29 protein-coding genes are annotated in these 25198 nt (G+C 58.4%); 16 read left to right on the plus strand and 13 right to left on the minus strand.

The window, feature by feature from the left end; genetic code table 11:
- Window positions 1-129 precede the first annotated feature (129 nt).
- From VGN12_30200 to VGN12_30210, 3 genes are all read left to right on the plus strand, one after another.
- Complete coding sequence (locus tag VGN12_30200; GenBank protein ID HEY4313751.1) at window positions 130-465, plus strand: RNA polymerase sigma factor; 336 nt, start codon at window positions 130-132, stop codon at window positions 463-465.
- A gap of 19 nt (window positions 466-484) precedes the next feature.
- Window positions 485-1639 (plus strand): hypothetical protein, encoded by a 1155-nt coding sequence (locus VGN12_30205; GenBank protein ID HEY4313752.1) that lies wholly within the window; start codon window positions 485-487, stop codon window positions 1637-1639.
- Window positions 1640-1720: 81 nt separating this feature from the next.
- Window positions 1721-2845, plus strand: coding sequence for a hypothetical protein (locus tag VGN12_30210; protein HEY4313753.1), 1125 nt, complete (start codon window positions 1721-1723; stop codon window positions 2843-2845).
- 70 nt (window positions 2846-2915) lie between these two features.
- Here VGN12_30210 and VGN12_30215 read toward each other — a convergent pair whose 3' ends face one another.
- A complete protein-coding gene (locus tag VGN12_30215; GenBank protein HEY4313754.1) occupies window positions 2916-3419 on the minus strand; it encodes a DinB family protein in 504 nt (167 codons plus the stop codon).
- A 225-nt stretch (window positions 3420-3644) separates the two neighbouring features.
- On the opposite strand from VGN12_30215, the gene VGN12_30220 reads away from it, so the two are divergent.
- The gene (locus VGN12_30220; protein HEY4313755.1) at window positions 3645-5306 is read left to right on the plus strand and encodes a formylmethanofuran dehydrogenase subunit A; all 1662 of its coding nucleotides are present in this window, start codon (window positions 3645-3647) and stop codon (window positions 5304-5306) included.
- A 16-nt stretch (window positions 5307-5322) separates the two neighbouring features.
- Here VGN12_30220 and VGN12_30225 read toward each other — a convergent pair whose 3' ends face one another.
- The 3 genes from VGN12_30225 to VGN12_30235 form a co-directional block, all read right to left on the minus strand.
- Window positions 5323-5970: a molybdenum cofactor guanylyltransferase gene (locus VGN12_30225; protein ID HEY4313756.1), complete on the minus strand. Its 648-nt coding sequence runs from the start codon at window positions 5968-5970 to the stop codon at window positions 5323-5325.
- 63 nt (window positions 5971-6033) lie between these two features.
- The gene (locus tag VGN12_30230; protein ID HEY4313757.1) at window positions 6034-6474 is read right to left on the minus strand and encodes a DUF1569 domain-containing protein; all 441 of its coding nucleotides are present in this window, start codon (window positions 6472-6474) and stop codon (window positions 6034-6036) included.
- A 716-nt stretch (window positions 6475-7190) separates the two neighbouring features.
- Window positions 7191-8516 carry a glycosyltransferase family 87 protein gene (locus VGN12_30235; protein HEY4313758.1) on the minus strand — a complete coding sequence of 442 codons (1326 nt, stop codon included), beginning with the start codon at window positions 8514-8516 and terminating at the stop codon, window positions 7191-7193.
- A 286-nt stretch (window positions 8517-8802) separates the two neighbouring features.
- On the opposite strand from VGN12_30235, the gene VGN12_30240 reads away from it, so the two are divergent.
- Both VGN12_30240 and VGN12_30245 read left to right on the plus strand, forming a co-directional pair.
- Entirely contained in the window at window positions 8803-9225 is a 423-nt protein-coding gene (locus tag VGN12_30240) for a DUF202 domain-containing protein (protein ID HEY4313759.1), read from the plus strand.
- 116 nt (window positions 9226-9341) lie between these two features.
- Window positions 9342-9683: a PQQ-binding-like beta-propeller repeat protein gene (locus tag VGN12_30245; protein ID HEY4313760.1), complete on the plus strand. Its 342-nt coding sequence runs from the start codon at window positions 9342-9344 to the stop codon at window positions 9681-9683.
- Window positions 9684-9734: 51 nt separating this feature from the next.
- Here the strand turns inward: VGN12_30245 and VGN12_30250 are convergent, their stop codons facing one another.
- The 4 genes from VGN12_30250 to VGN12_30265 all read right to left on the minus strand — a co-directional run bounded on the left by VGN12_30250 (window position 9735) and on the right by VGN12_30265 (window position 15723).
- Window positions 9735-10871, minus strand: a complete 1137-nt coding sequence (locus VGN12_30250) for a dockerin type I domain-containing protein (protein ID HEY4313761.1) — start codon at window positions 10869-10871, stop codon at window positions 9735-9737.
- A 361-nt stretch (window positions 10872-11232) separates the two neighbouring features.
- Window positions 11233-12393 carry an alpha-hydroxy-acid oxidizing protein gene (locus VGN12_30255; GenBank protein HEY4313762.1) on the minus strand — a complete coding sequence of 387 codons (1161 nt, stop codon included), beginning with the start codon at window positions 12391-12393 and terminating at the stop codon, window positions 11233-11235.
- A 256-nt stretch (window positions 12394-12649) separates the two neighbouring features.
- A complete protein-coding gene (locus VGN12_30260; protein ID HEY4313763.1) occupies window positions 12650-13612 on the minus strand; it encodes a hypothetical protein in 963 nt (320 codons plus the stop codon).
- Window positions 13613-13926: 314 nt separating this feature from the next.
- Entirely contained in the window at window positions 13927-15723 is a 1797-nt protein-coding gene (locus tag VGN12_30265) for a PQQ-binding-like beta-propeller repeat protein (GenBank protein ID HEY4313764.1), read from the minus strand.
- 191 nt (window positions 15724-15914) lie between these two features.
- On the opposite strand from VGN12_30265, the gene VGN12_30270 reads away from it, so the two are divergent.
- Both VGN12_30270 and VGN12_30275 read left to right on the plus strand, forming a co-directional pair.
- A complete protein-coding gene (locus VGN12_30270) occupies window positions 15915-16553 on the plus strand; it encodes a TetR/AcrR family transcriptional regulator (protein HEY4313765.1) in 639 nt (212 codons plus the stop codon).
- Window positions 16554-16671: 118 nt separating this feature from the next.
- The gene (locus tag VGN12_30275) at window positions 16672-16893 is read left to right on the plus strand and encodes a DUF1653 domain-containing protein (protein ID HEY4313766.1); all 222 of its coding nucleotides are present in this window, start codon (window positions 16672-16674) and stop codon (window positions 16891-16893) included.
- Between the two features lie 43 nt (window positions 16894-16936).
- Here the strand turns inward: VGN12_30275 and VGN12_30280 are convergent, their stop codons facing one another.
- The 3 genes from VGN12_30280 to VGN12_30290 form a co-directional block, all read right to left on the minus strand.
- Window positions 16937-17971, minus strand: a complete 1035-nt coding sequence (locus tag VGN12_30280) for a hypothetical protein (GenBank protein HEY4313767.1) — start codon at window positions 17969-17971, stop codon at window positions 16937-16939.
- 351 nt (window positions 17972-18322) lie between these two features.
- Window positions 18323-18643, minus strand: coding sequence for a cupin domain-containing protein (locus VGN12_30285; GenBank protein ID HEY4313768.1), 321 nt, complete (start codon window positions 18641-18643; stop codon window positions 18323-18325).
- A 101-nt stretch (window positions 18644-18744) separates the two neighbouring features.
- Entirely contained in the window at window positions 18745-18897 is a 153-nt protein-coding gene (locus tag VGN12_30290; GenBank protein ID HEY4313769.1) for a hypothetical protein, read from the minus strand.
- A 601-nt stretch (window positions 18898-19498) separates the two neighbouring features.
- Between VGN12_30290 and VGN12_30295 the strand changes: the two genes are divergently transcribed.
- Window positions 19499-19819: a BON domain-containing protein gene (locus VGN12_30295; GenBank protein HEY4313770.1), complete on the plus strand. Its 321-nt coding sequence runs from the start codon at window positions 19499-19501 to the stop codon at window positions 19817-19819.
- 76 nt (window positions 19820-19895) lie between these two features.
- On the plus strand, window positions 19896-20138 hold the full coding sequence (gene csrA / locus VGN12_30300) for a carbon storage regulator CsrA (protein ID HEY4313771.1): 243 nt from the start codon (window positions 19896-19898) through the stop codon (window positions 20136-20138).
- Between the two features lie 117 nt (window positions 20139-20255).
- On the opposite strand, the gene VGN12_30305 is transcribed toward csrA, so the two are convergent.
- Together VGN12_30305 and VGN12_30310 are read right to left on the minus strand one after the other, a co-directional pair.
- Window positions 20256-20492, minus strand: coding sequence for a hypothetical protein (locus VGN12_30305; protein HEY4313772.1), 237 nt, complete (start codon window positions 20490-20492; stop codon window positions 20256-20258).
- 233 nt (window positions 20493-20725) lie between these two features.
- A complete protein-coding gene (locus VGN12_30310) occupies window positions 20726-20923 on the minus strand; it encodes a hypothetical protein (protein HEY4313773.1) in 198 nt (65 codons plus the stop codon).
- A gap of 665 nt (window positions 20924-21588) precedes the next feature.
- Between VGN12_30310 and VGN12_30315 the strand changes: the two genes are divergently transcribed.
- From VGN12_30315 to VGN12_30340, 6 genes are all read left to right on the plus strand, one after another.
- Window positions 21589-22248, plus strand: coding sequence for a hypothetical protein (locus VGN12_30315; GenBank protein ID HEY4313774.1), 660 nt, complete (start codon window positions 21589-21591; stop codon window positions 22246-22248).
- A 205-nt stretch (window positions 22249-22453) separates the two neighbouring features.
- Window positions 22454-22726, plus strand: a complete 273-nt coding sequence (locus tag VGN12_30320; protein ID HEY4313775.1) for a helix-turn-helix domain-containing protein — start codon at window positions 22454-22456, stop codon at window positions 22724-22726.
- Window positions 22727-23110: 384 nt separating this feature from the next.
- A complete protein-coding gene (locus VGN12_30325) occupies window positions 23111-23860 on the plus strand; it encodes an ATP-binding protein (GenBank protein ID HEY4313776.1) in 750 nt (249 codons plus the stop codon).
- A 187-nt stretch (window positions 23861-24047) separates the two neighbouring features.
- Window positions 24048-24503, plus strand: a complete 456-nt coding sequence (locus tag VGN12_30330; GenBank protein ID HEY4313777.1) for a hypothetical protein — start codon at window positions 24048-24050, stop codon at window positions 24501-24503.
- Window positions 24504-24552: 49 nt separating this feature from the next.
- Window positions 24553-24834, plus strand: a complete 282-nt coding sequence (locus VGN12_30335; GenBank protein ID HEY4313778.1) for a hypothetical protein — start codon at window positions 24553-24555, stop codon at window positions 24832-24834.
- 55 nt (window positions 24835-24889) lie between these two features.
- Window positions 24890-25075 (plus strand): hypothetical protein, encoded by a 186-nt coding sequence (locus VGN12_30340; GenBank protein ID HEY4313779.1) that lies wholly within the window; start codon window positions 24890-24892, stop codon window positions 25073-25075.
- Window positions 25076-25198 lie beyond the last annotated feature (123 nt).

The raw sequence follows: 25198 nt of genomic DNA on the forward strand, positions 1-25198 counted from the left end.
ATCCACACGAAATGGTACTTCAGGTCGAAGCGACTATGCGAACCAGTCCGGTACTTTTCCATCACCCGATCATAGCAAACCGAAAAACCTCAAGGGTTCGCCTGACGGCGAGGGATTTAGACCCATCGCATGGACATTAACGTATTTCGCGATCGGCTCCGGCAGCAGTCGCTCGATACGGCGTCGCTCGACGACACGGCACTTGATTTGCCCGACGTAAAAACGGTCGCACCCCCCACAGCAGCCGCGGCCAGCGAGTTGGCGGATCACGTGGCAGCCGAAGTTTCGCGGCTCCCCCCGCGGCAGCGAGAGGTCATGGTCTTGGTCGCATTCGAGGGCCTGTCGATTGCCGAGACTGCCAGGCTGCTTGAAATCACGGAGCAAAATGTACACGCCACACTGTTCGCCGCGCGAACTCGATTAAAACTCCGGCTCGCGCCTTATCTGGGCTTTGCCGAGAAATAGAACGCCGAAAAGTAGCACAATGAACGAACGTTTCCCTCACGATGATCGCGACGCCGCGCTCGACCGCCTGCTGAGCGAGGCAAGATGGCCTGAGCCAACGACTGACCAGATCGTTCGCCTGCGCGACCGATGGCGGAAGTTGAATCGAGCGAGCCGGAGGCGGCGACAATTGTTGACAGCGTTTGGCGTGGCGGCGGCCGCGAGCCTTTTGATCGTCGGTTCCTGGAATTCCTGGTGGCTCAATCGGGTGCCCAACGTTCAGATTCCCCATGCGCGAGAACTTGCCCGTGCCGGCAACGATGGACGGGCTGTGCCTTCGGCGATCGCGGGGCAGGGCAGGGGAGTCGGACCACAATTGCCCCTTGTACGGGAGCCAACTCTTTATGAGCGCGTGGTGCTGACCAGGCCTATTTCGATTCGACAGAAGCGTGAATTTCCTAGGACGACTGCCAAACGCAAGTCAGCCGCAGCGGCACAGGCTCGCGCGAATTGGAACACGTTGCTTGCCGAGGCGGCGCTGATCACACCAGAGGAACTTGCGCGGGGGACCGGTCGGTTGACGACCAACGCCATTCAATACCAACAGCAACTGCGGAAGAGCGCTCAACGGCATACAGACAGATTGATCGCCGACACGGCCGGCGCGATACGACACGCGCGGGAATTATCGATCTCATTACGCTCGCACGCACAGGCTGTCGAGTCCTTGGCGCGGCAAGGAGAGCTACAGGACGTCGTGAACTGGCTGGTGCGAGAGCCCGATCGTGGGCTGCGGCGCCGCTTGCTGGTGGAGTTAGTATCACGCGGGAACGACGAGTCCGTCGGGATTTACCTGGCGTTCGTCGCGCGTCCAGAATGCAGAGTCGAAGCACTGTCGGCTTTGGCAGATGCCGATCAACCGCCGATCGCGGTCATTATTGCCTACCTCGGGTCGTCCAACGTGCCATTAAGGAATGCGGCAGCATTGGCGTTGGGGACGTCGTCCGATCCGGAAGTCGTTCGTGCGCTTGTTTCATCGCTCGACGACGCTCGCCTGCGGCAACCGGCGCTAGTGGCACTGCTACTGAATCGGACGCCCCAGGCCGCGACCGTCTTGAATGAAGCTCGGGAGGACATTTACCTGGTGGCGAGCGTGCGCGCCGCTGAGCTTGAACTGCAACACAGAAACAACTAATACGAGAGGTTACTACTGATGCGCGCATGTGGCAGAGGACAGTGGATTCTCACGATCGCGGCTGCTTGCCTGATTCCAACCTTGACTAGGACCGTCCGAGCGGACGACGACGAGGAGCAGCCCCTGGTAATCAAGGTCTATCGGGTCATCGACCTCGTGGTGCCCGTGCCGAACTATCCGTACGAGGGAACGTTTCTTCCGGGCCTGGGGAAATCCGCACCGGGGACTGCCGGAGCGACAATAACAAGTGGCGCCGGAATGGGAGGTGGTGGTGGCATGCAAGGGGGCATGGGAGGCACGGGCGGAGGAATGGGTGGTGGCATGTTCCGGGTGCCCGACGGCCACTTGGGACAAATAGGCGGCGGTCCTGCACGCAGCGGCACGGTGCTTCGTCCCTCGATTTCACCGCGCATCACTTGGGGAGCGCTCCAGAACACAATCACCAGTCTGATCGATCCCGAGACGTGGGAAGACAACGGCGGGCCAGGCTCGATTCAGTTCATCGGCGGTGCACTCGGGATCAGACAGACGGCGGCTGTCCATGCGAAGCTCGAGCAATTCCTCAGGGACCTGCGTCGCGAAATCGGCACGCTGCGCCAGGTTTCGATCGATGCTCAATGGGTGCTGCTCGATTCGGCAGCCGCCGCCGCCTTGCGCGGGTCAAACGAGCAAAAAGCGGCAGGCACCAATGAAATCTCGCGCGAGCGATTGTCCGGCTTAGCGGCCGAAACGCGTCGCGCGCGAGGAACTATTATTTGCATCAACGGGCAGACAGTGCATTTGATCTCAGGCCGTTTGGAAACGAAACTGCAAGGCGCAATCCCTGTGGTAGGTGGCAGCGAAGTTGGCTACCAGGCGACGTTGACCACTCCGCACGTCGGCGCGCTCCTGCAAATCACGCCCTTGATCCTGCCAGGAGAGGATCGAGCACTGGTCGATTTGCACAGCTCCGTGACAGAATGGGACAACGGTCTGGATGCCGTGAAACTGAGCGGAACGAACGACACGAAAGATCCGGCTGCCCAGGTCGACCGCATCAGCGTCGAAGGGCAACAGCTGGCAACCAGTCTGAGTCTGCCGCTGGGCAAACCCGTTCTCGTCGGCGGTATGACTTTTGACGACAGTGACAACGATCAGCAACTCTATCTAATCCTCGAGGTCACTGCCGACAGTGACGACAAGGCCAACGCGGCTCAGCAACGATAGGTGAGGTCGACAGCAGGACGTAGGCGCAGTGACTGCGTCCCAAGCTACCCCGGCCAATGACGCTAAGCTTTTACCATTTGGCCGGCTGACCGAAGAGTCGCTTGAGCAAGCCGATTTGCCCGGCGTGCAACATTTCATGCCGAGCACACCAGAACAGACCGCCCAGTTTCGTGCTGAATAGCGGATGCGGCTTACCGAGTTGTGTTTCGTGCAACTGCTCGTCCGTGTGTCGAGAGATCTCAGCGCGAACTTCGTTGTGGACGCGTTCGAGGGCTGCCAAGATTTGTGACGGCTGTGGATTCTTGGCCGAATCGGGGTCGGGCGTCGAGCCGCGAATGAAGAGCGCCAGAAACTCCGGCGGAACAAAGCTCGCATCGCCGGCTCTTTCGCCACGCAGCCGCACGAGCCCCAACGAATACTGCGCGGCCGCTAAATGCCCGACCTGCCAGGCTATGTGTGTCACCCCCTCGGTGGGCTGACGGAACCAATCCCGCTCGTCGACATCCGCAAGCGTGCTCAAGGAGTAGCGACGCGCCGCATCGATTTCGCACCAGGCGATTTCGGCCTGTCTCATTGTGGTTGTTCTCGTTTGATTTCTGAGAGATCACCGCCGACACGATGCCGTTTGTTGCGACAGCGTATCGCCTTGCCCCCAAGACGACGTCCGCAGCCTCGCGGTTCGCGCGAATTACCTCCTCTTGACCACAAAGCCCGCGCGGGCGAAGGTGAAGGACACGCACCACCGACGCCGCCAACCGGCGACTACGTTCCCACCCGCCTTCAACCAGCCGCCTCCTGCATGTCATTATTGAAAATCTCTGGCGGCACCGTCTACGACCCGACCAATAACGTCGACGGTCAGATTCGTGACATTTGGATCGAAGCGGGCCGGATTGTGGCGGCGCCAACCGATCCAACCGTTCGGCCAGCGCGCGTGATCGACGCCAGGGGACTGGTCGTCATGCCGGGCGGAATCGATATGCACTGCCATATCGCTGGACCGAAAGTGAATATGGCGCGCAAGCTGCGGCCCGAAGAAAAACGCGGCGCCGCGCCGGTGCGCCGTACGGCGCTCACTCGTAGCGGCACGATGGGAAGCGTCCCCAGTACGTTCGCCACCGGATACAAGTACGCTGCGTTGGGTTATACGACCGCCTTCGACGCCGCGATTCCCGCATTATCGGCCCGACACGCCCACGAGGAGTTCGCCGACACGCCCTGTCTGGACAAGGGCTTTTACGTTTTGATGGGGAACAACCACTACATCATGCGCGCCATCCAGCGGGGCGAGCAGGAAAGAGCCCAGGCGTTTATTGCCTGGCTGCTATCGGCCGCAAAGGGGTACGGCGCGAAACTGGTGAATCCCGGTGGTGTAGAAGTCTGGAAAAGTCGCGCCTCGGGCAATGTTAGCGCGCTCGACGACGTCGTTGCTCCCTACGATGTCACGCCGCGGCAGATCATTCAGACCGTGGCGCAAGCCGTCGACCAATTGCACTTGCCGCACGCCGTCCATGTGCATGCCAACAACCTGGGCCTGCCTGGCAATTGGACCACCACCCTAGAAACGATGCGCATCCTGGAAGGGCATCGGGGACACATGACCCACATCCAGTTTCACAGTTACGGGGGAGGGGAGGGGGACGAGACCACTTTTGATTCGCAGGTTGTGGCGTTGGCGCAATACGTCAACGAACATCCGAACCTGACGGTCGACGTGGGACAGGTCCTGTTTGGCAAGACGACTAGCATGACGGGCGACGGCCCGCTCGGTTATTTCCTGAGCAAGGTCTACAAGTCGAAATGGTTTAGCAGCGATACCGAGATGGAGGCCGGCTGCGGCATCGCCCCGATCGAGTACAAGAACAAGAGCCTGATCAACGCCTGGCAATGGGCCATTGGGCTCGAATGGTATTTGCTGGTCGACGATCCATGGCGTGTCGTGATGAGCACCGATCACCCGAACGGCGCAGCATTTCTCGCTTATCCGCAGATCATTCGCCTGTTGATGGACCGGACGTATCGGGCAGATATGCTGCGGACCGTTCATCCGACCGTGCGCGAGCGCAGCGCTTTGGCGGATCTCGATCGGGAATACACGCTCAACGAGATTTGCATCATTACTCGCGCTGGGCCAGCAAAGATTCTCGGACTGACCAATAAGGGGCACTTAGGCGTGGGAGCCGATGCCGACGTCACGATCTACACGCCCGATGCTAATCCCGAGACGATGTTCGAGCTGCCGCGTTACGTCATCCAGGCCGGAAGAATCGTGGTTGAAGAGGGGGACGTGCGCGATCCGGTGACGGGCAAGTCGCTCTATGTGTCACCGGAATATGACGAGGACGCCGAGCGCGACATCGCCGCCTGGTTTGACGAGTTCTACACGATCCGCTTTGGCAACTACCCGGTCGATCTCGAGTATCTGCACGAGACCGAATGCGTTCCGTGCGTGAAGCGATAAGGCATCCGAAAATGCTTCAATGCGCCGGTCGCGATTCGAACGCCCTAAGTATCTCGGTTGGCGCTTCGAGACCTTCCTCGGCGAGCGTCGCCAGGTAATCCGCGGGGGCGTTCAAGTTGCGCAGGCAGGCCAGGCCCGGGTCGACGTCGCGCAATTCTTCGGCCGTCACGCGCCGCGTTGGTACTTGCTCGAACAGATACGCAGGCCGTAGGCGATCGGCGGCCAGCAATGCTTCGACGTGCGGAAGCACGCTCGTTCGGTAGACGGCCGCTAGTGGATGATCGAATCCGTCGATCCAGGGGACGGCAATCTGGTGCTCGCCCAGCAGCGCGGCCATCCGCTCGATGAACGCAGACGTTAGCAGCGGTGTGTCGCAACCGGTAACGAAGGCCGTATCGCATACCGATCCCAGCCCCTCGAGCCCGGCCCGCAAGCCTTCGAGCGGTCCTCGCTGCGGGTCCCGATCGCGCACGACCGTGACTTGCCGAGAGAATTCCGGCATCGGCTGCTCCTCGGCAGCCACGACGATCACGGGTTTTACGACCTGCGAAACGATTCGCACTACGCGAACCAGCAATGTTTCCGTTCCGAACGGAAGACTAGCCTTGGCGAGCCCCATGCGCGAACTTCGTCCACCGCACAGCACGACACCCGCCAGATTCATAAGCCGTGTCGCCAATTCAGATACCAAGATGTTCGCGAGTCACCCGTGCGCAGTCGGCCGCCGTCAGGCCGGAACGACGAACCCTAGATGATGCGCAGCGTGCATCGTGTGAAAGCGGTGCCACTGGTCGCCTGTCAGCGGCCCCAACATCGGGTGAGCCGGGAATGGCCCTTGCGCCGTTGCGAATCGTTTAATCGCGTCTCCCAGTGCCGCGGCTTCCTTGGCAAGGTCCAATCCCTCCGGGGGCACGAACGGGGCAGGGGAGGCGCGTCCATTTGGGAACGCACCCAACCCAAAGAAACCGTCGCGCAAGGTTGCCTGTTGGGCGGTTGGCACGCCAGCCTCGGGTACCGGGCGCGCCGTAAGGCGAATCGTTGTGCCGAGATGGTGGCAGATCTGGGCAAGCGACCAGTTGCCGGCCGGCGAGTGCCCCGCGACGAGCCGTTCGACCTCAGGCATAACCTCGGCGAGGTCCTGGAACACAATGATGCGTCGCTCAGCCATCCGCAGTTCTCCGCCCATGTGGTTGGTTGATAACCAGCACATTGTTGCAGAGAGATGGTTTAGTTCCAATTGCCGCGTAGGCGACCGGCTCCTGGGCCCAGCTCAGAAGCGCCCCATCCGATGAAGCCAGATCGCGCAAAGGTCTTACGGCCACGGCGGTTTGGGCCGATGTAAGCGGCGCAAGGGCGTTACGTGACGACACGTTCAGAGGTTGGCGTTTCGCGAATCACGATGTGGGGCATCGGAGGTGATTTTGCCTTGGCGGCAGGCACAGATAACGAAGGCGGGGCTAACGTTTGGATGAGCGAAGTCGAATGTCCATCAACCACCTTGGTCGCGATTCGACCAAAGACGCCGTCCCCGCTGCTTGTCCCGATACAGGTTTCTCGATGCTCGTCGAGCAACTTTGCCGCCTGACTGGCCGCGGTTACTCGACTGAAGCTAGGCGACCTTACAACAAACGTTCTTTGACAGACACTGCAAGTCACGGAACCGCGAAATTGAAAACCTGCGGCTTTGATTGAAAAAACTTCTCCGACCGGCTCAAACGATACGCTGGCGAACGAGGTCGCTGTACGATTCTGCTGCACGATGTACACCTTGCCGTGCCGAAACGGAGCCCCCGTGTGGTCAAATACCACCGGCACGATTGCTTACGCGGTGGCAGCAAATCGCGGACCATCCGCGGCAAGACGTCGCCTATGGTCGGCCGGTCCTCAGACCGCGGCAAGAGTGAGCTGGGGAACTTGGGCAAAAGCCACAGCCGCTTGCGGCGAGGTCCGGCCTGGTGACAAGGACACGGCGCCGATCAACAGACAGGCCACGGTATGCGGATGAGCAGCGCTTACGATGCCCCACACGGATTCATTGAGCAAACCGCGATGTACGAGTAGCATCAATGCCGCCGACACGCCAGCCAGAATCCACTGCCAACGATAGGCACGCCCCGCGGCCGCCGTCTGCGCGAATATCATAATCGCCGGCAGCGCCAAGACCAGATGATGTAACCAGCACAACGGCGAAAGCTCGGCTACCAGGATACAGACCATCGACCACTCGCCGGCGAACGACGAGGTTCCGCGGGTGATGTCGGCGCGATGGCGAAACCGCCAGGCCAGTATCGCCGCAAGACCTAGCAAGGAAATCTGCACGAATCGCTTCGCCGCCCGCGGTTCCAGCGTCGCAATCCGCCAATCGCCGGGGCTGGGTACAAATAGCGGATGGTCCGGCGGATACTTCTGCACGAGGCGTGCCAGCGCCAGCGGCAACGACCGGTTCCACAGTGCGGGGCGCTCGATGCCATTTTCCGAAGGGTCCTCGATCGCCAGCCGCTCGGTCGTGGTGCGCAGCCATTGGACGTGAAGTTCCAAGTTCTTTTGGAAACCGAGATAAACGCCAGGCAGCAAGCTGATGCAACACGTCGTTGCGAGCATGCAAACGGCCGCCTTCACTTGCCGTTTCCACAGCAGATACGGCAAAAAGATGACTGGCATCACCTTGTATTGCGCCGCAATGCCCAGCCAGATACCGCAGCGCGCTGGCTGGCCGCGCACCAAGGCGGAATAAGCCAGCGTCAACAGATACAACAAGAATATCTGCAGCCCACACTCGGCCAGGTCCCGATGGATGTAGGAAACAGCGACCAGGAATGCGATCACAGCCGGCCCCAGCCATTTCTCGCTCGTGGGCTTAACCGCAAGCGACCAGAAACGGATGCAGTAGCCCGCGGCGGCGCACATCGCCAAAAACCAGATCGCGCGATCGACTCGGTAGGGCATCCACGCCGTGGCCGCGTCGAGCATGGCGCGCGCCGGCAGATAGTGGTGGCCCGTCTCGACGTACATCTGGTCATTCAAGAACGAAATGCCGAAGTTACGATGCCAGAGAAAATCGTGGTCGCAACGAAAAACGCAGTTGTGGAATTCGGCCGCGAAGACAGCGAGAATAAACAGCGCAACGAGCAGATCGAGCGAGCGTTTTTTTGCGGTACCCGCCGTGGCGTGCCCAGGCAATATGGTTCGTTGTGCGACAAGCAGGCTCATAAAAAAGCGCCGCGAAACCGAGGTAAAGGGCTCGCGTCAAAAGGGGCGATTAACGCTTAATATCCTAAATACTTTGGGATCATCCTTACCGAATGCCGTAGCTTCCGATGGAAAATCCGCGGAACGGTAAGCGCAGGTCGATTACAAGGCAATTGCAACTCGCCGAATTTCGTGCAATTTTGTCAGTGCCGTGACGCTAGCATGGCGGGATCCAACGCTTGACCGACTCGTTGCCCAAGTACTGGCCTGTTCGTACAACGGCTAGGAAGACCCACCACGAGGGAGAATGAAATTGAGTTCCGAGCACGGTGCCAGCGGTGATGACCCGCGTACTCAATTCGCCGCCGAGCGAACGCTGCTGGCCTGGATTCGCACGGGCTTGGCGATGATGGGTTTCGGCTTTGTTGTTGCGCGGTTTGGGCTCTTTTTGCGCGAGATTGCCGCCGCGCAAGGGGATCATGCTTCCCAATATCCGCTTGAGCATCGGCTGAGCGTTTCGTTGTGGGTCGGCACGGCACTTGTTCTATTGGGCGTGGCTGTCAATGTTTGTGCCGCCGCCAAGCATTACCGTACCGTGCAACGCCTGAGCCGCGGCGAGCCACTTCGATTTCAACCATTGTCGATTGGTATCGTCGTCGCTGCCCTGCTGGCCCTCATGGGAACCCTCGTGGCGCTCTATCTCATCGTCGGTCTTTATGAATCGCGGTGATGCCGAGCCACACCCACACCGCTTGACGCAAGCCTTCTGGCCGTAAGCAAATTCCGACGCGACTGATGCGAACGCGCCAGCACACCCTAACACGTACACACATCAAGGAGTCGCAAATGACGATCGACGATTTGATCTTCATTGGGCTGAATGGTTATGCCGTGGCATTACACCGGGACACCGGTGACATCGTCTGGTCAAACAATCAAATGCACTCGGGTTACGTCTCGCTACTCTTGGATGGTGACCGGCTGATCGTCTCGACAAATGGTTATATGTATTGCCTGGATCCGCTGACCGGCGAAATCCTCTGGTACAACCCTATGAAAGGCTATGGCGCTGGTGCGCCGACGGCGATTACCTCGCTGCGCGGACAAAGCTCGCAAGTACTGACGGGCCAGGCAGCCCAGAGCACCGCCGCGGCAGAAGCCTCGGCGACCCATTCATCAAATACCTAGCCGTTTAAGTGCATGTAACTCGCGCGAGCGCCCGCTTCGGGCTCGTTCTTTTCAGGCCCGAACGTCGCGATGTCTCCGTACAGCGCAAAAACAAAGCGCGGCCAACCCGGCGAGGGCCAGCAGCCAGCCGTCAGGCTCGGGCACAGCAGCGACACTCATCCCCGCCCCTTGCAGAGAGAGCGACACAGCGCTCGATATGATCGCCAGATCCTGCCCATTAACGATGCCGTCATGATTGACATCGCCAGCGGGCGCGACCCCGCCCTTGGTCGTTTTCAGCCAATTGCTTGCCACGATTGCCAGGTCTTGCAAGTTGACGACGCCATCGCCGTTCACATCGCCCGGAGGTGACATGATCTGGGATATCTCGGTGCGATAAGCCGACAAATCGGCCGAGTAGGTCGAGTTGCCAAAGACAGAAATCCCAAAAGGCTGCGACGCCAGGGCCGTGGTCTCGAACATCACTCCCGCCAGGGACCAGGCGCCGGTCTTGGTATCTTTGTGAAAAACCGCGCCGCCGGAATCCCCGGGCGTGCCCTGCGCTTCGAAGGCGGTGCCGCGTTGATCGAACGTCGTCGTGAAGGCCATTTCCGAAACGAGGCCGAACACGTGTGCCGTCGATGGCCCATCAATCACATTCGTCCCCCAGCGAATGTCCTGGGTCGTTCCCCATATATCGCCGGCTAACGCCGTTGGCGTCGATGACGGTAGCCACGCAGGAGTCCAATAGGCCAGTTGGTTGTTCACACGATCACGCCCATTACCGACCATAACGACTTGCCATCCCGCCGTCGCGGGGGCCGCCGAGATCGTTAGCGATGGCAGATTGGGTGTCGTGGCCAGCCTGAACATTTCCAAATCGGTGTACTCGGTGGGCGCTACCCCCGTCGGATTCTCGAGTTGAATTCCGGAACCCGGTACGACGTTATAGAACGTCCCGTTGAACCAGGTCTGACTCGGCAGGCCACCGCTGCCGTCGTAAACGTGCGCCGCCGTTAGTACCCAGCCATTGCCCAGATAGATGGCGCTACCGCTGCCACAGATGCCCACATTGGCAAAGCCCGGATCGTCAGCAGGCGCGGTTGTATTGCCTGTCCCTGTGCCTGTGCCAATCAGCACGGCGTTTGCATCGTCGAGATATGAGCCGGTTAGAAGAACCGAGAGAATCATCGCAGCCAGATAACGCATGAAAATTCTTCCCTGAGCAAGAAGTGCGGATGCGCAAGCGTGTCGTACGCTCGTCGAGACGCAGCAAGCGCCCCGTTCCGGCGGAGCTTCACCTTGCGACTGGCCGGCGCAAGGTGATGGTCGTACTCTGCTAATTCACGATCGATGTCGCTACCCCAATACGGCATAGGTGCCCATCGAATATGCCCAGGCGTATAAGCCCGAACCTGATGGCGCGCAAACTCAGACTACAAGCTAGCCCAAACGCGCAAGCGGCGAATGCCGCGGCGGTTCTCCCCGCGATTGCTAATAACCGAAAGTCGCGAGCGTGAATAGACAGATCTCGAAAACGACGGCAAACCGGCTTCGAACGCTGGCACTGCTAGAGCCGGATCAGGGCGTCGGTGCTCAAGTCGGACAGCTTTGGATAGCCGTCAATCGCCATCAGTAGCTCGGCTTCGGCTAACAAACACCTCAAGACGTGAACGACTCCGTCAGTGCCATCGACAGCAAGCCCCCACGAATACGGGCGGCCGATTCCGACCGCGGTCGCGCCCAGGGCGATCGCTTTCACAATATCCGCTCCCGAGCGGACACCAGAGTCAAACAGCACCGGCGTGTTCGCAGCGGCTTTGACGACGGCGGGCAGCATTTCCAAACAACCGACGCCGCCGTTTGCCTGCCGGCCTCCGTGCGTCGAACAGTAAATGCCGTCAACGCCCCCATCGATCGCCCGACGAACGTCGTCCGCATGACAGATCCCCTTGAGAACGATCGGCAGTTTCGTCAGCGACCGCAGCCAGGGCAGGTCGTCCCACGTCAGCGCCTTTCCGAAAATGCTTGCCCACACGCCCACGGCCGTAACGGGATCCTCTTCGATGGGCTTGGCGAGACGAGAACGGAACACGGGATCGGAAAAATAATTGGCCAAACAATGGCCACGCAACTGCGGAAAGCTCGAACGATTCAAATCTCTTGGACGCCAGCCTGCGATCCAGGTATCGAGCGTCACGACGATCGCCTTGAATCCCGCGGCCTCGGCGCGATGCACCAGGCTCTCGGCTACGCCCTGATCGGTCGGCGTATAAAGCTGAAAGAACCCGGGCGTGGCGCCGAACTCGGGCACGACCTTTTCCATCGGATCGACAGTCAACGTCGATGCCACCATCGGCACGCCGGTTTTCGCCGCAGCCCGGGCCACGGCCAGATCGCCATGCCCATCCTGCGAGCAGATTCCGAGGACGCCGATCGGAGCCATAAAGATCGGCGTGGGAAATTTCATCCCGAACAGCGTGATCGACAGATCGCGTTTCGTGCCGTCGACCATCATCCGCGGAATCAGTCCCCACCGTTCGAACGCCGTTACGTTAAGGCTCTGCGTGCGCTCGTCGCCGCACCCCCCCTGCACGTAGGAAACGATCGTCTCCGGCCAGGCCGCCATTGCCATCTTCTCAAGCGTCGCCATGTCGACTGGCAACTTTGGCAGCACCCCGCGCAGGCCGTTGAAATAGATTTCGTTCTGATAATCCGCGAACGTCGCCATCGAAATCGTCCTTTGAATCTGAATAGCTCTTGCCAATGCAGGCGCATCGTAAGGGCGAAAGAGTCGCCCAGTCTTTTACTAAAGTGACCAATACACGCGGAAATCTCAGCAAAGAGGAATCCGCAGCCGGGCATCATACCGAACGGTCACCCGGAGCCGGATTCTAAGTGCTGCCCATCGGCCTCGGAAGACGTCACGTGCCAGAGAATCGGCAGACCTCGGGTTCGATGCGCCAACAAGATCCCGACGGCGCCGCTCAATCTTCGAGCGAAAGCTGGACTTCGGTCAGGGCGCGCTGCAGTTCCAGGACATTCTCGTACGGAGTGTCCAGAATCTTCACAAGCGGATCCGGAATCTTGCGACTTAGACGGTCAGGAATTTGCTTTAGCCACGCGATATCCTTCCCGTTGACCGAAATCCACTCAAAGGCACTCGGGTAAGCTTCAGCCACTTGAGGGAGGCATACACCGGCACAGATTTCCAAGAACGTCAGTTGCAGGCCACGGACATCGTCACGGGCAGTTGGTATGCCGGTTTGCAGCGTCTCCTTGGTCTGAAACATGAATGTTCCCTCGTAAGGAGGGCGCGGATTTACAGGGTCGTAGTGACCGCCCCAGTCTGCCAGCCGGAAGGCGTAATCTCCCTCGTCCGTGAACTCGACAAGGACATTGTCCGGCTTGATATCGCCGTGAATCAGCTTCCTCTTGCCATACGCCAGCACGACCGGCTTGAGGATTCGCAACCAGACTCGCGCCATGAATTTCGGCGAGAAATGCGTCAGCATTTCCAGGTTCTGGCTCAAATTCCCTCTGTTCGATTTGAGCTCTTCATGAACGTCGCGCCCCTGAGGATCGTCCAAATAGATCTTGTAGCGATTTTCGACCAGCGCAAAGCGATTTATCTCGTCGGGAAACTCCCGCCGGACCCAATCGGAGAAATCCTTCTCCTTGTCCATCACGAGCTGGGCATTCGCATCCCCCTTGATGGCAACCCGAGCGATATGGTCCGCGGGCTCATGCAGCTCGAAAATAAAAGCGTCGCGACCATGGGTCATCAGCTCGACCGCCGCGCCCGTTTTCCATTCCAACTGCAAGCGGATGTTCTCGTCCAACGAAACGCTTGCGTCGTAAGCCGGGCGCTCGGTCGGCTTACGAGTGCCGAACAACGCATCGCGCACAGCCTGATGGAGTCCACCAAAGCTAAAAAGCGTGTTACTCAAGGTTGTGACTACTTCCAAGATGGACGGCGTTCGAAGGCGCTGGCATCATTTTGCCAAGCGAATCGTATGAACGACAAGTCCGTTGCCGCCTACGGAATCGACGAACACCCCACGAAGGCCGACGCTGCCAGTCCTACACAGGATTCTAAATGCAGCCCGGGGATGTCGGAAGATCGCGCCCGGCAAGGGCAATTCCACTTTCAGAATTGCAAAAGCCACTGACGATGACAACTCGCTCGTGCAAAGAGCGCATTTGCCGTCAGAGAAGTACGACTTGCACCGCAACCAGCAGGACTAACGACCCACTCGCGGAACTAATCCCCTTTCGACGCCGATTGCGCCGGAGCCGCGGCCGCCATTAATGGCACTTCCAGGCACACGGCCTCTTCCCCGTTGCGAACGTACAGCCGATTGCGAACTAGCACGGGATGGTTCCAAGTCTTGTCGCTGAGGACTTTCGTGTGAGCCAACTCCTCTAACTCCTTCGGATTTGTGCGAAGCACAACGACGTCGCCCGTCTCGGTCAGTACCAGCAACTGATCAGCGTCGGGCAACAGTAAGACTTGTCCATTGCCGTACCGCCCCTTTTTCCAAAGGCGTTTGCCCGTTTCGACGTCGACGCAAGCAAAGATATTGTGATCGAAACCGTACAGGAACCCCTTGTGGGCCACGTAGTCGTTGAAATCGGGCTTCATTTCCAACGACGTCCAGCTTTCCTTGAACTGCGGGACTGTATCGCTGGACGTTACGTCGACGCGACGTGTGCCAGTCCCCATTCCCGTGCCGATCAGAATGCCTGACCCATCAACGACCAAGGGCTGAAGGGTCCGATAGCCGTTGTAGTTCCATTCGTATGTCCACGCGTTAGTTCCGTTGGCTGGGTCAATCGCATTGAGGCCGGCGTTTGTGAGCATCAGCACCCAGTCGTGCCCCGCAACCGTCGCCAGTTGGGGCGAACTGTAGCTGTGATCACCTGCCGCTACCTTCCAGCGTGGCGCGCCCGACTTGATGTCGTACGCGAACACACCTTTGTCATCCGCCCCACCCGCGTAAACGATCACCACATCGCCAATCACCAGTGGCGACGACGCGTAACCCCAGGCCAGCGGCTTCCGCTCAGCATCTTGCTCCAGGTCACGCTTCCAGATCACGGCGCCCGTCGCAGGATTCAAACAATGCACCAGACCCGTTGCACCCACCGCATATAGCCGCCCGTCCTTAAGGGTGGGCGTCGCCCGAGGCCCTGCGCCAGCGACAGATTCCCAGAATCGGGCGGGCGACTCATGAATCCATTTCTGCGCGCCCGTGTCAGCGTCGTAACAGGCCACGACCTCGATATCGCCGCGCTGCTCCTGAGTGAAGATGGAGGGCCCCGCGACGGCAAACGATGACCAGCCTGGCCCCACCTTGCGGCGCCATATTTCCTTGGGCGGATGAGCAGTCCAATCGGTGTCGAGCACGACGCCAGGTACACTTCCATCGCGCCGCGGTCCGCGAAAGTCGGGCCAATCTACAACTTCATTCGTCTCGCTGGACAGTGATTCGCCTTCGGTAGTCGAAGCTGGCGGTCCATCTTCCTCAATGCTCGCCAGGAATCTCTCTTCGGCGGTCGGTTCCCATCGCCAATGCAGTGACGTGCGGAAATCACCCCAGATGCCGTCGTTGCGGATCAGATCCCAACTCATGAAACCCATCGCGGCGGCGAGCACCGCGGCGCTGATGCGTGTCGCCGGCTGGGCCCGACCGAAACAGAGGAGCGCCAAGCCGACGGCCGCTACGCCCGTCGGCATGACGTAAAACATAAAACCCATTCCTTTGATTGACGGGTCCGAAAGCAGATAGCCCACCGCCCCGACCACGATCACCCCGAGCGGGCCGAGCCATCGTTCGCGGAACGCCGCGCGGCTGGCAAGGCTCCACCACAAGAGGATGCCCACGCCGACGACCAGTGGCGCAAAGACTGCGAACATGAACAGACGGAACGAGAATTCCTCAGTTAATGAGGTCGATGCCTTGGCGATTCCCAACAATGCCAACAGCACGATTACCGGCCAAATGCGCAGCCCAGGCCATGGAGCGGCGGCGGAAGATTCACTGCGCAGTGTACTCATCTCGGGATCCTCCTCAGCGAAAGCAGGTGGTGAACTCGGTGAAGGTTCCTGGGAAGCTTCGCCGCTGCACCGAGTCGTTCGCGACGAGCCAGGGTTTACCCATTCGGAGTGTTCGTCCTGCTAAGATTGACTCGTGACGCAAGGCATGATATTCCTATTTTACTTTACCGTCAAGTTAAGTTGAGGCTGATGTGGCTTGTGGCGAACCGCAGTACCGGTCCCTATCACGTTCTGAGCGGCGGGAGCGCATCATTTGGGCCGCCAAGCTTGAGATGCTGGAGAAAGGGATGGACGAAGCCAGCATGGAGAGTATCGCAATTCGTGCGGGCACGACTAAACCCACGGTCTACGCCCACTTTAAGTCGAAGGACGAACTGTTCGCCGCCGTCGTCGAGTTCATCAAGGAGAAGTTCCTCGGCACGCTGCGCAGCCCTGCGGACTACGCCGCCGAACCGATCGAGGCCGTGACCCTCTTCTGTGGTCGTTTTGTCGAGTTGGTCTGCTGGCGGGACGCCGTCGGCTATCAGCGTGTAACCCTGGCGGCCGCGTCGCGATCTCCGGCAATGGCCCGTGCTGTCTACGACACGGTGTACGCCGGAGCCTGCCATTCGCTGGCGAGTTACCTACGTAAACGCAAACTCGTTCGCGACACAGAACCGCACGCGGAGCTTCTTCTCTGGGCGGCCACCGGGAGCGCCGTGATCCGCCACCTCTACGGCGTGGACGCATCCAGTGCCGAGCCGCCGAATGATCAGGCGGTCGGCGCCCAAGTCGATCTGAAACGCATCCGCGAAGCCGTCAAGCTGATCGCTTCCAAGTGGAAGCTATAGTTCGCTTTGCCATGACGGTCATGGTCGGCACGTCGAGCTTGGTAATGCGAGCGTAGCTGCTGGCTTGCTGTATCAAGAAAAATCTGCAGAACCCCGCAGCATCGCGAGAGATCGATCAATGCAAGAGATTCGCATAGGGCGGTACCGACACTTCAAAGGAAACGAGTACACTGTCCTCGGCGTTGCTCTACACAGCGAGACGATGGAAGAGCTCGTCGTCTACCGTCCGGAGTACGGCGACAGGGCACTCTGGGTGCGCCCGCAGCAAATGTTTCTGGGAACGGTCGAAGTTGATGGCCGGATCGTACCCCGGTTCGCGTACATCAAGACGTCCGATTGACTGGCGCGTGTCAATCTTAGCGAAAGGCGCTTTGAGGTGTCAGTTAGATGTCCGATCCAGAAAGCTGGCGCAGGGCGTCTTCTACGTCAAACATCTCTTTTTGGACTTCCACTTTTCTCTGCTCGATGTTGGTTACGTCTTGTGGGTTGTCGCTCTGTTGACCCAAATCATCTGACTTTGGTTCACCGGTGAAGATATGTTGCAGCCATCCGTCTCCGAACAAATGATCGGCACTAGTTGCTGCATGCATCGCTTCGACCAACCCGTTCTGGGGCGACGGCGTTGCGAGCAGTTTTTGATTCACCTCTTGAAACTCGCAAAGCTGATCAGCGGTCAGATTAGCCTCGCGGTCGCCGGATAGGTACATGCCGACATGTGCTTGCGCGACTCCAGCTTCGGCAGTTGTCACCGAAAAGAAGAATCGCTTTTTTGCTCGGGCAACACATGACACGACGCACCAATCACCCCTCCATCCTTTAGGGACGATGGCCAAAAACGTAAATGTCTTCGCACCCTCAAGAGATACATCCCTTACTGGTTCAAGTTTGAAAAACACGCCATGTTCGCGGTTGGTTGTTCCACTCGCCACGACCAACGCTTTGGGAGCGATCTCCTTGTACTTGCTCGACTCAGTTTTCTTGTTCCCTTGATTCGCCGTCCCGCCCAAACTCAAAATCTTGTAGCCGACATGGCAGTCTTCCGTAGTTGTGCCGGTGGATTCGCTCGTGTCCGCAATCTCCATTTGGTCCCCCTGCACGGTGCTTTCGAGCGTCGTGTTCGGGAGATAGTCCTGGATTTTCATGTGCAGACCGGGACTGGTAATCATGTACAGAAAATCAACGATGTCGCTTTCCGTACCCTCTAAGACGCGGGCGGAGATTCGCAGCTTTGCCTCGATAACTTTGAGGTTGGGATGGTTCGCTCGAAACTTCTCGGGTGTCGCGTCGGTGCATTCAATTGTGTCAGGTACGTCAAAGAGTATCTTAGTATCCGCAGCAATGGCAGAATTGCCGACCACCGCACAGATCGAAGCGGCCACACATATCAGAACGTTTCGGCCAAGCGGAAAAGTGAGCATCGAGAGCCTCCTGCTCGTTCGAGATTCAAAGGGTGACGAATCGTAGCAAGTCGGGTCAGGCGTCGAAATGCGGGCCTTCGGGTCTCCCCCAAGGACTGACTTTCGTCGCCACTTTCTCATCCCGCCCCTTTCGACGTTGACACCGCCGTCGCATAGATCGGTGAGCAATTACCTCTTTGATTTCTTCGACCTGTCCACCAAGGTATTCGGATTTGCCCGGCCGGTCCTTTTTCGAGACTCTTGCATGCAGGCGACGGAGCCCGGCCCCGTGCCCCTAGCTCTCTTGAGAACAACGGAACTGTTTGTGCGAATTTGATCGCCCCGCCTCGCCCGGTAGTTCCTCATTACCGCTCACAGGACGTGCGGCATCCGACGCTTGCGTTCGAACAGCAGCACATGGACTTCCGTTTCTGCGACCGGCCGATGCGTGACTTTGCATGGGACAATGAGGAAGTCCCCGTCTTCAAGCGATACGGAATGGTCGCGAAAGTCAATCCGAAATCGTCCTTTGACGACCAGGAAAAATATGTCTTCAAGTTCATGTTCACACCAGACTGATTCGCCCAACAGTTTGACCACAGCAACGTGCTGGCCGTTTAGTTCGCCAACTATCTGAGGACGCCAGTGGTCCGACACCTCGCACAACTTGTTGTATAAATTCATTTTGTCCATTGGTGTCCTCGTCACTCTTGGACTGCGTATCGCATCTTATTGCGGTCGGCCATCCATCGAATGCTTCGAGACCAGCATCCCACTAATCCACGCCTCGCAATTCAAAAGAAGTCGTAGAGATGCTCCAGAAGTTCCTTTCTCTCAAGAATCATCTGACCGAGACGTTCGATTCGTTTTTCGTCTTCTCTTACTTGTGCCTGCAACCGCGTGATGTGTTCCGCCGCTCGGCACATGCGATCACTGGGTAGATTCATTTGACCATTCCTTGGCAGTCCTCAAGGCAGAGAGCGTTCGCAAAGTCCCAGCCCCTTTAGCAAGGATCGGCTAAATCGTGCAGAGAACATCGCTCAGGCATCGCGTAAACGTACCGCTTCTTTTTGCATAGCACATGTTGTCCATCTCTTGACGGAACTCGCTACGACATTGCGTGATGCCGGCTATTGAGCATCAGAAATATTTTGCGGGTACGAATCGTAGCACCTTGATTCCATTTGCAAAATGCACGTTCGCGAGATCAGGACAGTTCTCTCCATGCGTCTCCGCACAGGTGAGCGAAGCCGCGCACCCAGAGCATTCTTTCGCACGAAGTTCTTAACGGGATGCTCAAATGTGCCAGCGTTTCGCCGCTGGAAGCAGTCTCGTATTCCTTGCAAGTTCGAAATGATGCATTTGCACCGTGTGCGCATTAGCCGACTCCAACACCCTGGTACGACAGCGTTTGACCGTGCTAGTTGCCATATTCCTTTTTCAGCCCAACGACTGTCGCAGATTGAGTCTTGCCATTGAACGGCACCTTGTTTGCACCTGTACTAAAGTGTTGCGATTGGGTGTCAATTCGAGGTGGGATTTGCGAACATGGCAGATGAAGGAGTGCCAAGTGTTGCCAAGTTGGCAGCGGCAACGGAAGTCGTGTCAATCCACCGTCGAGCGTCATTGACTCTCCCTCATCGCTTGCGCCGTTGTTTCCGAGCTAGTCCGTACACCGTGCTGCACGACATTGAATGCGACTGCCAGGAAGGTGCAGTGACGTTGCGTGGTGAGGCGGCAAGTTTTTTCCTGAAGCAGGTTGCACAGGAATTGGCACGCAAGGTGCAAGGGGTCGAGAGAATTACGAATCGGATCGATGTCGTCGCAGCGAAGCCACATCGAAATGGACGACAAGAAGGCGACTGCTAGTTACTGACTGTGCAACGCAGCCGGCCTCCGCGAGTGACGGAGACTGGAAAAACCAAACGGGGCGGAGGAGGCATATATGCTGGTCCTCAGCCGCAAACTGGGTGAAAAGATCGTCATTGGCTCGAACATCGTTCTGGAGATCGTTGACGTTCGTGCGGGTCGCGTGAGGCTGGCCTTCGATGCCCCGCGTGAAGTGACGATCCACCGGGAAGAAGTGCTTCACCAGATTCATTGCGAGGAGAAGAAAGCTGGCAATTCCGCAACAACCGCCCCATGCATCAGTGAATCGGGAATGTCCCTCGCCCCCCCGAAAACTTGAAGAACTTGCAAGATCGTGGTTTTGCGGATGCTTTTTTAGCGAAGTAGGCCGTTCGCGTGACTCCAGCCGCACTGATTGCACCGACGCTTGCCACAACAAGTGTTTTTCGGAGGTCTATTAACGTAACGACCTCCTGCCGATAGTAAGTTTTTTGAAAGGACGCATCACATGCCCATCAAACACGCCGCCAGCCAACACCATCACGACGCAGCCGGGCATCACGAAGCGGCTGCCCACCACCACCGCGAAGCTGTCCATCATCACGAAAAGGGAGAACACAAAGAAGCAAAAGAGCATGCGGTTGCCGCTCACGAACACAGTGAGGCTGCACACAAGCACACTAAGCACGCTCACGAGCACTCCAGCAAATAGGCGTAGATAGCTCGATAATTCTCTGAACGACGATTCGATCTAGCATTCTGACTGACGACCGTGTGACCTTCGGCGGTCGTCAGTCAGGATATCTACGGACATTTTGACTCGCCCCCTCTCATCCATCTGCCACACCTCCCCACTCTCGACATCCAACGCCGTCAACCACGCACCCGCGCAGCCTCCCGTATCCAAAGACAGACGGTGCCCTAAATTCAAAATCTCCCCTGACGGCTGCGGCGTATGACCAACATGGCTTGATCGCCGAAATCGTCGTAGTGCAGCAGACCGTCAATGATCGCATCAGCGTCCAGTTCGCCAAGCAAATCGTAGACCTGCTCCGCTGGTACCGAAACGCCGTGAAATGCCAGCACAACGTTGATATCTTCAACCGTGACTTCCCAAGCGGTCATTGTGCCTCCTTCCTGCGTCGCTCATCCCAAGCCTTCTTGACTCGAAAGAATGTCGCTCGTGATTTGTTCCGTGCCTCAGTCCAATAATGCTCCTGCAACGCGGTCGATGCTGGATACTGTTCAACAGCAGCATGCAACATAAGAGCATCGCGACAACGCAGGGTTATATCAGTCTGGCTGGGAAGCTGAAGCCAGCGGCTCAGAACGTATATGTGCCTGAGTTGGCAATTGCGTCCGTTTAGTCCTCTGGAGTGCGGCGATATCAAATAGACATGGAACAGACTTTTCTTACGGTCTATAAATCGACGTAACTCAGTGGCCGAGGCGGGGATCGAACCCGCACACCGGTTACCCGATACGGGATTTTAAGTCGTGAAGCAGCCCTACTCCGCACGACGACACGCTACGCGAATGCGTGATCTCCCGATGAATCTCGCATTCGATACACGGGCGACATAGGGTGCCTTCGCACTGCTGTGGACTGTTGGTGGACTGTAAATGCAACGCCTTCGTCGCAACGGTGGTTGACGGTTTTTGTGGGACAGATGTAGGCTATGTAACGCCGGTCCGCGCCTCATGAACGCGGAGCCTGGGTGCCGTCAGGATCGTTTCTCCATTCGGTCCGGCTGCGCCTGGGCGTGCCCGGCAAATGGAGAACTTCTGCCATGGATGGTTCCAACGTGGCGCCCGATCCGAGTCGGCGCATTCCCTCCGATTTTCGCCGCCGCCTTAAATCGGTCGGTAGCAACTTGCGACCTAAGCGGATCGCCAAAGGCGTAAAGTTCCCCATGCCGCCTGGCAATGATGGGCCGCATCGGCTTGAAATGACGGCCTTTCTTAAGAAGTTCGTCGGTGGCCCACACGAGCGGAAGGTCTTCAATGCCTATTTTGACCTGTCCCGGTCGAGTCTTTCCGACGAACCCTTAATTGAAGACGCGGCGGCAAAAGCGGGGCTAACTCGTGACGAGTACGTTTGCCTCGAAACGCTTGACGGGCTCCGCAGATTCACAGCTGAGAGCGGCTTACTACGCGCAGATGCGGCCGTAGCTAACCAGGACGTCCCGTCATATCTCGGCGATGGTAAACTCCGCATTGGATTACAAGTGCTTGCGCTCGGCATGACGGAGGACGACGTCGTTCGCGCCATGATTTACGAACGCGGCTGCGCTAAATTGTCGGCGTTACCAGCTGGCGCGCCGAAAGTCCTAAAGAGAATGCGCTCGAAATATCCGGGTCTCGACATTCGATTGCCTGGAGGAAAAAGCAATGGTGGATATCGAATGACGATTGCCGACGCTCGGCATCAAATGGCAGCAACTGACTAGCATTGGCCCACGATCGGTTTTCGCTCGTCCCGTAGTATTCGGGCATGAGCGATTCCAAGTCATCTGATCTGCTGCGATCCCTCTCTGCGTCAGAACTCCGGCGACGGCTTTCAGAGGTCGATGCCGAGCGTGCTGCGCTACGCACGCTGCTCCGGGCTGCAGAACGGGCTGAATCGGCCCGTGAACGCGGCAGGGAGGCCAAGCCGTGAAACTCGACGCCTCTGACATTGCAGATCTGCATCACGTAATTACGGCCGCCGTCCGCGCAACGCTGCATGAAATCCAGGCTGAAGATGCAAAATTCGGCAATCAACTTGGATATACCGAGCCTCAGGCAGCGGCATTACTCGGCGTAGCAGCGCACGTACTGCGTGATTGCCGACTCCGCGGCGAGATCTCCGCTCGAAAAGTCGGCTGCCGCTACGTCTACTCTCGCGACTCGCTTTTGAGGTTCCTGTCGGGGAGCGCGAATGCGTGAGCTGGCCACCCGAAAAATTCGCTGCTGTCCCGTCAGAGGTCATCGCTATGACGGTCCTCTTAGGTCCGGCAGCAGTCGTTGTGTACGCGGCACTCGCGCTTCGCGCCGACAGGTCCGGGAAGTGCTGGCCGTCCATCGCGACGATTTGCCGCGACTGCGGCGGCCTGTCAACGTCCCACGTTCGCCGTTCTTTAGCGGCACTCGAGCGTGCACAGTTAGTCGAACGGCTGCCACGGAGGTCCCAAAGCGGTTTGAATCATTCGAATTGTTACCGCCTCTCTGCCACTCTTCCGAGTACTACCGCCGGTGACAGTACTACCGCCGACGAATCCTTTCAGGGGCGGTCAGCAGTACTACCGCCCGCGGCGGCGAGTACTACCGCCGGTGACACCCAGAATAAACCAAGAACAAGACCAAGAACAAAACCAGTGGTGGTTGGTGGAAGAAATGACCGCAAAGATGAACGTGGGCGATTCTGACAAGCCTAGCCAGGTGGGAGATTCGGAGACAATTCGGCAGCAGGCCGAGGCAGTCCGCCGGCCATACCTCGACCGGCTGCTCGCAGCGGTTGGTGAGCGATATTCATCGGCGACGTTCGACAACTACGAGATTAAGCACGGAACCGATCAACGGCTTGTGGTCGATAGGCTGCTGCGCTATGCCGACGAACTTCCCGCCCGTGTTTCAGCAGGGCAATCGATCGTGCTTTTCGGTTCGACTGGCGCTGGCAAAGACCATCTATTGGTGGCCATGGCCCGAGTCTCGATCATGCGCTTCGGCCGCAACGTGGTATGGCGAAACGGCTCTTCCCTTAATCGCGAGTTCCGCGTTGCGATGCGTAGCGGCGGTGAAGACTCGCTAGTAGCGGCCCTGGTGGCGCCGAGCGTCTTGTACCTGTCGGATCCCGGAGGGCTCAGCGGTGAGCGGCTAACCGAGTTCTCCGCGGCCAGCCTGTTCGCCGTGATCGATGGCCGATACCGCGCGGGCAGGTCGACATGGGTGAGTGTCAATGTTTGCACTCCCCGCGACGCTGAAACCAAGTTGACGCCACCAATCGCAGACCGATTGCGGGATGGTTCGCTGCAGCTTTGGTGCGACTGGCCCAGCTGGCGCCAGCGTGACGAGACGGCCTGATTCGAGAGAGAGCCCGACGCGAAGGAAGGGCTCGCACCGTATGGGTCCTTCCCGGGTAAAAGCGCGAAGGTTTCCCACCCTGCCTTTCGCGCCTTTCGCACGCAAAAGGTAATTTCCTGGCCGTTCCTTCCTCTTTTGAATCAATGACATGCCAAAGAAACGGACGAGCGACGGTCAAATAAAGGTCATGTCCGAGCTGAATCAACAGTCGGCGGCGTGGCTCCTTGGCATCACGCCGAGAGCGCTCCGTGACACTGACGCCCCGCGCGAGCCTGGGCGCACTTATGTCGCTAAGCACCTGGTCCAGTGGCACGTCGCTCGCAACACGGTGGAGGAGGACGCAATGCTGGCCGGAGGCGATTCTCCGGCCTTAGAAGATTACCGGCGGGCGCGTGCAAAATTGGCGACTCTTGACCTCGCGGAGCGGATGCATGCAGTACTTCCTCGGGACGCTGCTCGAGAAATTCTTGAGCGCTGGGCAACAATCCTCCGGCGCGCCTCCGAAAGCCTTCGAAAGCGGTTCGGGCCGGAGGCCTATACCGTTTTCGAGGAGGCGATTGGCGAATGCCGGAAGCTGGTCGACCAAGAGTTCGGCCCGAACGGCGTCCACAAGGACGGCATCCCGGTTGTCATGAAGATGTAAGCGTTAGGTGGCACGGCCTGCGGAGCAACGCCAGCAGCGAAGACCAAGCATGACCCTTCAGCCCGACAAACAAGTCATCTACGACGTCCTGAGCGAAGCGTTGCAGATGCTGCGCGCGCCGCCCGCAAAAAAGCGATCTCGAGCGGCCCGCAACACTCTCACCCGATCGTTTTACGCCGTGCCGATTTGTTCGTGCGGATCCCAGCGCCTGAAATTCCACCGCAAGACGAATAGCGGCGAGGGCGTCGTACAGCGGAACATCGACTGCCTCGAGTGTGGCCACAAATGGATCGGGGTGTTCGAGCCGTCCAACGGCGATGCAGATTTTTAATTTCTTAATTCCGCACAGCGGAATAGCGATTCGGAACGACACGAGAATCACGACCATGGCAACCGAAACCACAGCCGTCTTGACCGTAGGCCGAATCTGCGTGCTGCTACAGCGCGGACCAGGAGAAGTCGTTGCCGCTGCCGAATCGGCTGGCATCAAGCCGTTGTTGGTCGTAAACGGTCGCAACCATTATCGGGAAAGCGACGTGGGCGCCATTCGTGACGCGCTGCAGGCAGACTGATCCAACACCGCTCAAGGAGGAATGAACATGGCAACTCTCGTCTCAACATCGAAGATCGCCGCGGCGCTGGACGTGGCACCAAGCGTGGTGGCATCGACTGCCGCGGCAATTGGCGTCACGCCT

The organism is Pirellulales bacterium, from assembly GCA_036499395.1.
Taxonomy (GTDB): Bacteria; Planctomycetota; Planctomycetia; order Pirellulales; family JACPPG01; genus JACPPG01.